The sequence below is a fragment of the Salinifilum aidingensis genome, assembly GCF_054782015.1.
The window spans coordinates 103,657-115,245 of sequence record NZ_BAAGTH010000017.1; the positions used below are offsets into that span (position 1 = coordinate 103,657).

Sequence of the window (11,589 nt, forward strand, 5' to 3'; positions counted from 1 at the left end):
CCGGTCGTGCCGGCGGCATCGCCCGCGGGTACCGGGCGCAGCGGCGGTCGAGCGCGGGCAGCGCGTCGTCCGCGCGGTCTACCCTGGCCGCATGAGTGCGCAATCCGCTCGCGAGATCTCCCCCGGTGGCGAGTGGGTGCGCCAGGGCAACCGGTTCACCGCCCGCATCACCGCCGACGGTTCCTCCGGGTGGCCGGTACGGCCCGGGCGCTACCACCTCGTGGTGAGCCTGGCCTGCCCGTGGGCGCACCGCTCGCTCATCGTGCGCCGCCTGCTCGGGTTGGAACCGGTGCTCTCGCTGGGCGTCGTCGACCCGCTGCGGGACGAGCGCGGCTGGCGGTTCACCCTCGACCCGGAGGGGCGCGACCCGGTGACGGGGATGGCGTTCCTGTCCGAGGCGTACCTGGCCGGCGATCCCGAGTACGCGGGGCGCGTGACCGTCCCGGCCGTGGTGGACACCGCCTCGGGGCGCGTGGTCACCAACGACTTCCCGCAGCTGACGCTGGATCTGAGCACCCAGTGGCGCGCGCACCACCGGCCGGGCGCGCCGGAGCTGTACCCGGCCGCGCTGCGCGAGGAGATCGACGCGATCAACGACGTGGTCTACACCGACGTCAACAACGGGGTGTACCGGTGCGGGTTCGCCACGTCGCAGCGCGCGTACGAACGCGCCCACGAGCGCCTGTTCACCCGCCTGGACGCGTTGGCGCAGCGGCTGCGGGACCGCCGCTACCTGGTCGGGGACACGATCACCGAGGCCGACGTCCGCCTGTTCACCACGCTCGTCCGGTTCGACGCCGTCTACCACGGCCACTTCAAGTGCAACCGCAGCAAGCTCAGCGAGATACCGGTGCTGCGGGAGTACGCGCGGGACCTGTTCCAGACCCCCGGTTTCGGCGACACCGTCGACTTCGCGCACATCAAGCAGCACTACTACCGCACCCACCCGGGGCTGAACCCGAGCGGCATCGTCCCGGTCGGACCGGAGGAGTCCGGTTGGCACGCCGAGCACGGGCGGGAGCGCCTCGGCGGGCGACCGTTCGGTGACGGCACCCCGCCCGCCCCGACGACCCCGCTGGCCGGGTGAGGCCCTGCGCGCCCTGCCCAGCGCCTCACCCGAACGAGGGGTTTGAACATTGCGCGCGAAATGTTCAAACCCCAGCGCACGGGCTTGGTCAGGGCAGTACCCGCTCGTTGGCGCGGGGCGCTCAGCCGGTGAAGCTGTGCTCCTCGGCCGGGAAGTCCTGGCCGCGCACGTCGGAGGCGAACTCCTGAGCGGCGCGGGAGAGCTCCTGGCCCAGCTCGGCGTAGCGCTTGACGAACCGCGCCGTGCGCCCGGTGTTCATCCCCGCCATGTCGGTCCACACCAGCACCTGCCCGTCGCAGTGCGGACCGGCGCCGATGCCCACGGTCGGCACGTGCAGCTCGGCGGTCACCCGCTTGGCCGTGTCCGCGGGAACCATCTCCAGCACCACGGCGAAAGCACCGGCCTCCTGCACCGCCCGCGCGTCGGCGAGCAGCGCCTCCGCGGCCTCCCCGCGTCCCTGCACCCGGTAGCCGCCGAGGCCGTGCTCGCTCTGCGGGGTGAACCCGAGGTGCGCCATCACCGGGATGCCGGCCGCCGTCAGCGCTTCGATCTGCGGGGCGTAGCGCTGCCCGCCCTCGAGCTTGACGGCGTGCGCCCGGCCCTCCTTCATGAACCGCACGGCCGTGTGCAGCGCCTGCCCCGGCGAGGCCTGGTAGGAGCCGAACGGCAGGTCCGCCACCACGAGCGCGCGTTCGACCGAGCGGGTGACCGCGCGCGTGAGCGGCAGCATCTCGTCCACGTCCACCGGCAGCGAGGACTCGTAGCCGTAGACGTTGTTCGCCGCCGAATCGCCCACGAGCAGCACGGGGATCCCCGCCTCGTCGAAGATCCGCGCGGTGTACATGTCGTAGGAGGTGAGCATCGGCCACGGCTGGCCGCGCTCCTTGAACTGCTGCAGGTGGTGCACGCGCACCCGCGCCGGTGTCCGGGTGGTGCCGTGCGGAGCGGTTTCCGCCGGGTTCCCGGTCGGAGCCGCGTGAGCCGCTGTATCAGTCATGTGAACCGCCCTCGTCCTCGAGGCCCTGCACGGGTCCCCGGGTCATGCGACGTCTGGTACGGCCCCAGCGTGGCACGACGAGGGCCCCGGTGGGCACGGCTCCGGGCAACATCACACCGAGCAGCGCTGCCCGCGCGACAAGGACCCCGCGCGACAAGGACGGCGCCGCGGTGCGCGGGCCGGCGAGCGCACCCGCACCGCGGCGCCGCGGTGCTCCGCCCATCCGGGGGTGCCGGAGAGCCGCATACCGGCCCCGGCACGAGCGGGACCGGCACGGGACGGGTCACCCGGGCCGGACCTCCCGCCACCGGTTCGTCAGCGGCAGCCGCCGGTCGCGGCCGAAGGCCTTGAACGTGATCTTCGTGCCCGGCGGGTACTGGCGCCGCTTGAACTCGGCCCCGTCGACCATCCGCAGCACCCGCTCCACCAGGTCCGCGTCGAATCCCTCCGCGATGAGGTCGGCGTAACCGCGGTCGCCCTCCACGTAGCCGTCCAGCACCGCGTCGAGCACGTCGTAGGGCGGCAGCGAGTCCTGGTCGGTCTGCCCCGGTCGCAGCTCGGCCGAGGGCTCCTTGGTGATCGAGCTCTCCGGGATCGGCGGCACCTGGCCGTGCTTCTCCGCCTGCGCGTTGCGCCACCGCGCCAGTTGCCACACCAGCGTCTTCGGTACGTCCTTGATCGGCGCGAACCCGCCGACCGCGTCGCCGTAGAGCGTCGAGTAGCCCACGGCCAGCTCCGTCTTGTTGCCCGGCGCCAGCACGAGGTGGCCGTGCTGGTTGGACAGCGCCATGAGCAGCATCCCGCGGCACCGCGCCTGGACGTTCTCCTCGGCCAGCCCCGTCAGCCCCAGCTTCTGCACGTACGCGTCGACCACGTCGGCCACCGCGCGCACCTCGAACGAGCAGCCCAGCCTCCGCGCCAGCTCGGCAGCGTCCGAGCGGGAGTGCTCGGAGGAGTAGTGCGCGGGCATCGACACCCCGTGCACCGCGTGCGGGCCCAGCGCGTCGACGGCCAGCGCCGCGCTCGTCGCCGAGTCGATACCGCCGGAGAAGCCGAACACCACCGACCGGAAACCGTTCTTGTGCACGTAGTCGCGCAGCCCGGTCACGAGCGCGGACCACACCTCCTCCGCGAAGTCGAGCGGTTCGGGCGCCTCCGGCAGCCGCCGCGGTTCGTACCGCGGCACCGGAGCGGGCTCGAGCGTGTACCGCTGGACGTCGAAGGCCGGCGGCCGGGTGGTGAACGCCAGGCCCCGCGACTCGGTCCGGACCTCCTCGGGCACGGTCGTGGCGGTGTTCCCCCCGGCCGGCAGGTCGAGATCGGCCACGAGCAGCGCCTCGGTGAACCGCGGACCGCGGGCGAGCACCTCCCCGTCCGGTGCGGCGATCATCGAATCGCCGTCGAACACGAGCTCGTCCTGCGCGCCGACCATGTTGACGTAGGCCATCGGCGCGCCCGCCTCCGCGGAGCGCGCCTGCACCAGCGGCGCGCGCCGGTCGTCCTTGGAGCGCTCGTACGGCGAGCCGTTCAGGCACAGCACGAGGTCCGCGCCCACGTGCCCCAGGGCGCTGACCGGGCCGCTGTTCTGCCAGATGTCCTCGCAGATCACGACCCCGACGTCCAGGCCGTGCGCGCGCACGATCGGCAGGTCCAGGCCGGGCGCGAAGTACCGGGCCTCGTCGAACACCCCGTAGTTCGGCAGGTGGTGCTTGTTGTAGGTGGCCACCACCTCGCCGCCGTGCAGGAACGACGCCGAGTTCCGCAGCCCTTCGTCGTCGCGCCCCAGGTGCCCCACCACGACGAGCACGTCGCCGCATCCGGCGGTGCGCAGCCGCTCGGCCAGGTGCTCCAGCTCGGCCAGGTTGGCGGCGGCGAACGACCGGCGCAGCGCGAGGTCCTCCACCGGGTAGCCGCACAGCGTCATCTCCGGGAAGGCGACGACGTGCGCTCCGTCCTCGGCGGCCTTGCGGGTCCAGTCCACGACGGACGCGCTGTTGCCCGCGATGTCGCCGACGGTGGTGTTGATCTGGGCGAGTCCGAGACGCAACTGCGGCATGGGCACATCATCGCGCACCGGGCGCTCCGCCGTCCCGGCGGCCGGGTGGACTCCCGGGGTGGGAGCACCCGCACCGGCATGTCAGGATCCGGTGGTGCTCCGCGTACTCACGGTTCTCGCGACGGCGCTGCTCACGGTCACCACGGCGGCGTGCGCGCCGCGGCAACCGGACCTGCCGCGCACCGAGCGCAACGGTCCGGTCGGACCCGTGCCGCAGGGCCTGGAGCGGTTCTACGGCCAGTCGCTGCGGTGGGAGGCCTGCCCGCAGTACGCCGGCACGGCCCAGGACCGGCGGGCCTACGCCGAGCCGGGTCTGGAGTGCGCCCGCCTGACCGTCCCGCTCGACTACTCCCGCCCGGACGGCGAAACCGTGCAGCTCGGACTGCTGCGGAGCCCCGCCACCGGCGGGCAGGACGAGCGCATCGGCTCGCTCGTGATGAACCCGGGCGGTCCCGGGGCTTCCGGGATGAGCGCGGCGGCCGGCATGGCCGGCGCGGTGTCCGGTTCCGAGCTGGGGGAGCGCTTCGACTTCGTCGGGTTCGACCCGCGCGGGGTGGGCGCGTCCCGGCCCGCGGTGCAGTGCCTGACCGACGAGGAGCGCGACGCCGAACGGCTCGACTCCGACGCCGACTCCTCACCCCGGGGCGTGGCCCGGACCGAGCAGGAGGAGCGCGCCTACGCCCGCAAGTGCGCCGAGCGCAGCGGCCGCGACCTGCTGGCCAACATCGGCTCGTCCGACGTGGCCAAGGACCTCGACGTGCTGCGCTCCGCGCTCGGCGACGAGAAGCTCAACTACCTCGGCTTCTCCTACGGCACGCGCATCGGCTCCGAGTACGCCGAGCAGTTCCCCGGCAACGTGCGCACGATGCTGCTCGACGGCGCGATCGACCCGGAGCAGTCCACCACCGAGTCGCTGGTGGGGCAGGGCGACGGGTTCCAGCGCGCCTTCGAGGACTTCGCGCGCTGGTGCGCCGAGCGGGGCGAGTGCGCCCTCGGTGACGACCCCTCCCGGGCCGTGGAGGAGTTCCAGCGCCTCACCCGCCCGCTGGTGGACCGGCCGGTGCCGGTCGGCGACCGCGCGCTGTCCTACGACGACGCGACCACCGCGGTGATCCAGGCGCTGTACGCGCCGGACATGTGGGAGCGGCTCAACGAGGGCCTGGCGCAGCTGCGCCGGGGCCAGGGCCGCGTGCTGCTGGCGCTGGCGGACATGTACTACGGCCGTGCCCCGGACGGGTCCTACTCGAACACCATCGACGCGTTCGACGCGGTGCACTGCGTCGACGACGAACGGCTCCGCACCAGGCAGCAAGCGCGCGAAGCGGACCGGCGCTACCGCGAGGTCGCGCCGTTCCTCGACGACGGGCGCGGGGCGAACCCCGCGCGCGACATGTGCTCGTTCTGGCCCGTCCCGCCGAGCGGCGACACCGAGCAGCCGCAGGTGCGCGGCCTGCCGCCGACGCTGGTCGTGTCCACCACCGGCGACCCGGCCACGCCCTACCAGGCCGGCGTCCGGCTCGCCCGGGCGTTGCACGGGCGGCTGCTGACCTACGAGGGGACCCAGCACACCGCCTTCCTGCAGGGCGATTCCTGCGTCGACGAGGCCGGCGTCCGCTACCTCGTCGACCGCGAACTGCCGGAGGAGGGCGCGCGCTGCGGCTGACCGCGGCCGGACGACCGCGGCCGGCACGTCCGCGACCGGGCGGAGCACCGGAGCGGGCGGAGCACCGGAGCGGGCGGAAGCACCGCCGCGGTCACCGGACGGTGCGCGGTGGTGACCCGCCGGTTACGCATCAGCCCCGGTGAACTCGTAGGCTGCCGGGCATGAACCGCCAGCAGGAGTTCGTGCTCCGCACCTTGGAGGAACGCGACATCCGCTTCGTGCGCCTGTGGTTTACCGACGTCCTCGGCATCCTCAAGTCGGTGGCGATCTCGCCGGCCGAGCTCGAGGGCGCCTTCGCCGAGGGCATCGGATTCGACGGCTCGGCCATCGAAGGGTTCGCGCGGATCTTCGAGTCGGACATGGTCGCAAAGCCGGACCCCACGACCTTCCAGGTGCTGCCCTGGGAGACCCCGGAGGGGGAGCACTACTCGGCCCGGATGTTCTGCGACATCCACATGCCGGACGGATCGCCGTGCTGGGCGGACCCGCGGCACGTGCTGCGCCGCACCCTCGCCCGGGCCACCGAGTCCGGGTTCACCTGCTACGTCCACCCGGAGATCGAGTTCTTCCTGCTCAAGGACCTGCCCTCGGACGGCAGCGAACCCACCCCGGCCGACTCCGGCGGCTACTTCGAGCAGGCCAGCCACGACGCGGCGCCGCACTTCCGCCGCAACGCCATCGAGACGCTCGAGGCGATGGGCATCTCCGTGGAGTTCAGCCACCACGAGGCCGCCGCGGGGCAGCAGGAGATCGACCTGCGCTACGCCGATGCGCTGACCATGGCCGACAACGTGATGACGTTCCGGTACGTGGTCAAGGAGGTCGCCATGACCCAGGGGGTGCGGGCGTCCTTCATGCCGAAGCCGTTCAGCGAGCGCCCCGGCTCCGGGATGCACACGCACGTCAGCCTGTTCGAGGGCGACCGCAACGCCTTCTACCACCCGGAGGACCCCTACGAGCTGTCCGACACGGGCCGCGCCTTCGTCGCCGGCATCCTGCACCACGCGCGCGAGATCAGCGCCGTCACCAACCAGTGGGTGAACTCGTACAAGCGGCTCGTCGTCGGAGGCGAAGCACCCACCGCCGTGTGCTGGGGCCACGCCAACCGCTCCGCGCTGGTGCGGGTGCCGATGTACTCGCCCGGCAAGTCCTCCTCGCGGCGCGTCGAGGTCCGCAACGTCGACTCCGCCTGCAACCCCTACCTGGCCTACGCGGTCACCCTGGCCGCCGGGCTCAACGGGGTGGAGAAGGGCTACGAGCTCCCCCCGGCCACCGAGGACGACGTGTGGGCGCTGACGGAGGGCGAACGCAAGGCCGCCGGGTACGACAACCTGCCGCAGAACCTCAACGAGGCGCTGCGCGACATGGAGTCCTCCGAACTGGTCGCCGAGACCCTCGGTGAGCACGTGTTCGACTTCTTCCTGCGGAACAAGCGCGAGGAGTGGGACGCCTACCGCAGCCACGTCACCCCGTACGAGCTGCGGACGCTCATGCCCGTGCTCTGAACCGCCGCGCGTGCCGCGGGCGCTCCGGGGGCGGGGCGCGCGGATCACGCGGTCTCGGCGGCGGTACGTTGCGTGCGTGAGCGATGCCGACCACGCCGCCGAATCCACCGTCGACGCGAGCGGGTCCGCGCCGGGCGCGGGGCAACCCGATCACCGCAGCGCACCGCGCGGGAACACCGGCGGCGCCTCACGGGAGCTCATCGGCTGCACCCTCGCCCGCCGCGACCAGCTGCCGGCCGCCCGCGTGCTGCGCGAGTCGTTCCTGCAGCACCACCCGGCAGCGCGCTTCGCGCTGCTGGTCGTCGACCGCCCGGATCTCGTCGACCCGGACGAACCGGATGCCGTCGACGTGACCGAGCTGGGCCTCTCGGCGGTGGAGTTCGCCCGCTTGGCGACGGCCTGCACCGCGGAGCAGCTGCGCGCCGTGCTGCGCCCCCGCCTGCTGCGCCGGCTGCTCGGCGCGGCCGCGACCGTGGTGTGCTGCGAACCCGAGGTGCGGGTGCTGCACCCGTTCGACGACGTGCTCGCGGCCGAGGACCGCCCGGTGCGCCTCGTGCCGCGAGTGCTGCGCCCCCTGGTCGCCGACGGCCTGCGCCCCGGCCCCGACGACCTCGCCGAGGCCGGGATGTTCGACCCGCACCTGCTCGTCGCCGCCCCGGGCGCCGAGCGCGCGCTCGAGGAGTGGCAGGCGCAGCTCGACAGCGATCCGGCGGGCGCCGCGCCCCGCGTGGACGGGCTCGCGGTGCTCGCCGACCACGCCGTGCTCCGCGACCCCGGGCTCGGGCTGTCCGCCTTCAACGCCGCGCAGCGGCAGCTCGCCCGCGGGGAGGAGAACTGCACGGTCGACGGCGCACCGCTGCGCAGCGTGCACTTCACCGGGTTCCAGCCGGAACGGCCGTGGCTGCTGTCCGCGGCGTTCGCCGACAACCCGCGCGTGCTGCTGTCCGAGCACCCGCTGCTGGCGGAGCTGTGCGCGCACTACCGCAACGCGCTCGTCCGCCACGGTTACACCGCCGCCGCCCCGCACCCCTACGACCACCTGCCGGACGGCACCCCGCTGCCGGAACCGCTGCGGCGCGACTACCTGCACGCCTGGCGCGGGCAGGGCGATCCGCCGCCGAGCCCGTTCGCCCCGGCGTCCGGGGAGGAGGACCCCGCCGCGGAGTTCCTGCGCTGGGCCGCCGAACCCGCCGACGACCGGCAGCGCGACGCGGGCGGCTCGCGCTGGACCGCCGCCGTGTGGGCGGCGGACCCGGTGCTGCGGCGCGACTTCCCCGACCCGTTCGGCGCCGACGCCGCCGCGTTCCACGAGTGGTGCCTCGGCACCGGGCACGCCACCGGCCGCGTCCCCGGCGGGACCGTCCGCGCCCCGGCCGGGCGGCAGGCCACGCTGCTCGACCAGCTCGGCGTGTCCGTGCTCGGCGCGGGACCGCTCGCCGAGTTGCTGGCCGAGACCGCGCGGGCCTCCGGACTGCCCACGTCCGACACGCCCTGCTACCCGGTCGTGCTGCGCTGCCGCGCCGACGCGCCGGTGCCCGCCGGCCGGCACGTCGTCGACGTGGCGCTGGCCTCCGAGCACCCGACCGCCGGAGCCGCCGAGGCCTGGTACCTCTCCGAGCAGGCGCGGATCACCGCGCGCGGCACCAGCGGACCGGCCTCGCGCGTGCTGCCGGTCCCGGTTCCGCTGCGCGAGCCGATCGGCCTGGCCGCGCGCAAGGGCGAGCGCGCGCGGTGGGAGCTCTCCGACGAGTTCGTCGTCGCCGCGGCGGTCGACCACGCCACCGAGCACGCGGACAACGCGCTCGGCCTGGTGAACGCGTTCCTGTCCGCCTTCGACGACGAGCCGGACGCGCGCCTGCTGCTGCTCGTCGCCGGCGCCGCTCGCCACCCGGAGGCCGCGGAGCGCCTGCGGCTGGCCACGGCGTCCGAACCGCGGGTGCTGCTCACCGAACACCCCGAGGCGGACGCGGTGCCGTACGAGGCGGAGACCACGCTCGCCGCGGCCGACTGCGTCCTCGCCCTGCCGCGGGCCGAAGCGGACCGGCACGTGCCCGGTCTGGTGCGCCTCGTCGCGCGTGGAGTTCCGGTGATCGCCGCGGACGCCGGAGGCCTCGGGGCGGTGCTCGGTTCCGCGGGGGCCTGGCTCGTGCCGTGCTCGGCGGGCGGTGCCCCCGAGCCGGAGCGGGTGGTCGAGCTGCTGCGCGCCGCGGCAGCGGACCGGGAGGAGCTCGCCGAGTCCGGCCTGCGGGCGCGCGAGCACGCGCGCTCGCAGCACGCCCCCGCCGATGTGGGCGCGCGCCTGCGGGAACGCGTGGAGCAGGCCTACCGCAGCTGGCGCAGCACGTGGTCGGAGGGGAGCTCGGGCGAGCGCACCGCTCAGGACCCGCTGCGGCCGCTGCTGGTCGCGCGCCACGCGCTGCACCGCGCACCGGACGTCGCCGAGGGCGCGCGCGGTGCGATGACACCGGCGCTGCGGAAAGCGGTGCTGAAGGTGCTCGGCCACTACGACGAGCACCTGCGGGACGTGCTGCGCTCCCTCGTCGACGGGGTCGAGGGGACCGCGGCGGAGCTGCTGCGCAGGCAGGAGCGGGCGGACGGCACCGACCCGGAGGTCCTGCGGGTGGAGCTCGCGCGGTTGGCGCGGCAGCAGGAGCAGCTCGCCGAGCAGGTGCTGCACGCCGACGACGCGGCGGTGCGCACCCGCACCGAACTCGCCGAGCAGCAGCGCCGGTTGCGCGCGGTGGAGCAGCAGGGCACCGAGGACGAGCGGTGGGACGCCGTGGCGCAGCGCCTGGACGGGCTCACCGGCGCCCTCGAACGCGTGGTGGACCGGGTGGACGCCCTCGAACAGCGGCAGACCCGCGAGCAGGAGTGGGAACCGGGGGTGCGCGCGGCCTCGCTGGACGCGGCGAACGCGCTGCGGCGGGCGGAGATGGTGCAGCGCGTCGTGCTGCGGGACCACGAGCGGGCCGCCGAGGACGAGGCCGCGAGCGGCGCGGGGACGACCCCGGTGCTGTGCGATGCCGGTGTGCTGCGCCTGCCCGCGGACGACACGTTCCTGCTGCCGTGGCTGTCCCAGCACGCGACCTGGGACACCGAGGTGTCGGGGCTGCTCGACGCGCTGGTCGAGCCGGGGAGCGCGTTCCTCGACGTCGGGGCCTACGTCGGCTACCAGACGGTGCGGATGCTCAACGCGCACGAGCTCGGCGCCGCCGTGGCGGTGGAGCCGAGCGCCCGCGCCGCGGATCTGGCGCACCGCAACGTCGCCGAGAACGTGCCGAAGCGGATGCGGGAGCGGTTCGCGCTGCTCGCGGGCGCGGCTTGGGACGGGCCCGCCGAGCTCATCGGGTGGCCGGGGGCCGTGGGCGGTCTCGACGTGCAGCAGGAAGCGGACGGGGCCCCGGCCGACGTCGCGGAGCAGGTGCGGGCGCTGCCGCTGGACGCGGCGTGGGCGGCGCGTCCGGAGCTGGTCGGTGCGCGGGACCTGCGGATCTCCGCGGTGCACGTGGACGTGGCCGCGCAACTGCACCGGGTTCTGGCGGGCATGGCAGAGCTGCTGACCGAGCACCGTCCCTCGGTGGTGTGTTCTTTCGCACCCGACGGGGTCGCGCGGGATGGCGCCGATCCGGTCGCGGTGTTGCACGGGATCGCCGAGCACGGCTACGAGCTCGTGCCCGTGGGGCGCGAGGTGGCTGTGGGCGCCGATGACCTGCTCGCAGCGGTGCGCAGTTCGGGAGCGCACACGGTGAAGCTGTGGCTGCGCCCCGAGTGATGCGGCCCCGAGTGGTGCGCCGCTCGGGTGAGCAAGCCGCTGATCAGGGGCTTTGACAACTACCCGCGGTGTGCTATGTTGGTCGCTGTCGCTTTGCGCAGTCGGCCGAGGGGACTTTCCCCGGTCCGGACGACATCGGGAGCGCCCGCGGTTGAGCGACCCCCTTCGCAACCGGCGAGGTGGGGTTCGGTAGGCTGGATGGAGCGCACACCGAGTCGGGGCGTGCGGGTGAACACCGAGTAAGGTAGAGCGATGTTGCAGCCTCCGGGTTGCAGCAACATTGACAACCTGAAGCAGCTCTTCGGCATTCTTCTGGGTGCCGCCCGGTGGCCGACCCCGGTGATCGGGCAGAATTGAGCGGTGCTAGGGTTGTTGCGAAATACCGCCGGTTCGGTGGTGTGTTCTTTGAGAACTCGACAGCGGATGCTTGTTGAATGACGCGTGTGCGTGGTTCTTGTTTTTTGTTTGCTGGGATTTGTTGTTGGAGAGTTTGATCCTGGCTCAGGACG

The 11,589-nt window shown here is 73.7% G+C and carries 6 protein-coding genes; 4 read left to right on the forward strand and 2 right to left on the reverse strand.

What is annotated here, in order from left to right; genetic code table 11:
• The first annotated feature begins 91 nt into the window (after positions 1–91).
• On the forward strand, positions 92–1,087 hold the full coding sequence (locus tag ACYVJE_RS20375) for a glutathione S-transferase family protein (protein ID WP_461145713.1): 996 nt from the start codon (positions 92–94) through the stop codon (positions 1,085–1,087).
• 121 nt (positions 1,088–1,208) lie between these two features.
• Here the strand turns inward: ACYVJE_RS20375 and panB are convergent, their stop codons facing one another.
• Positions 1,209–2,084, reverse strand: coding sequence for a 3-methyl-2-oxobutanoate hydroxymethyltransferase (gene panB / locus ACYVJE_RS20380; protein WP_461145714.1), 876 nt, complete (start codon positions 2,082–2,084; stop codon positions 1,209–1,211).
• A gap of 283 nt (positions 2,085–2,367) precedes the next feature.
• On the reverse strand, positions 2,368–4,140 hold the full coding sequence (locus tag ACYVJE_RS20385; protein WP_459158932.1) for an NAD+ synthase: 1,773 nt from the start codon (positions 4,138–4,140) through the stop codon (positions 2,368–2,370).
• A gap of 94 nt (positions 4,141–4,234) precedes the next feature.
• On the opposite strand from ACYVJE_RS20385, the gene ACYVJE_RS20390 reads away from it, so the two are divergent.
• The 3 genes from ACYVJE_RS20390 (at position 4,235) to ACYVJE_RS20400 (ending at position 11,080) form a co-directional block, all read left to right on the forward strand.
• Entirely contained in the window at positions 4,235–5,803 is a 1,569-nt protein-coding gene (locus ACYVJE_RS20390) for an alpha/beta hydrolase (protein WP_461145715.1), read from the forward strand.
• Positions 5,804–5,964: 161 nt separating this feature from the next.
• Positions 5,965–7,308 carry a type I glutamate--ammonia ligase gene (glnA, locus tag ACYVJE_RS20395; RefSeq protein WP_459158934.1) on the forward strand — a complete coding sequence of 448 codons (1,344 nt, stop codon included), beginning with the start codon at positions 5,965–5,967 and terminating at the stop codon, positions 7,306–7,308.
• Positions 7,309–7,384: 76 nt separating this feature from the next.
• Positions 7,385–11,080, forward strand: a complete 3,696-nt coding sequence (locus tag ACYVJE_RS20400) for an FkbM family methyltransferase (protein WP_461145716.1) — start codon at positions 7,385–7,387, stop codon at positions 11,078–11,080.
• Positions 11,081–11,589 lie beyond the last annotated feature (509 nt).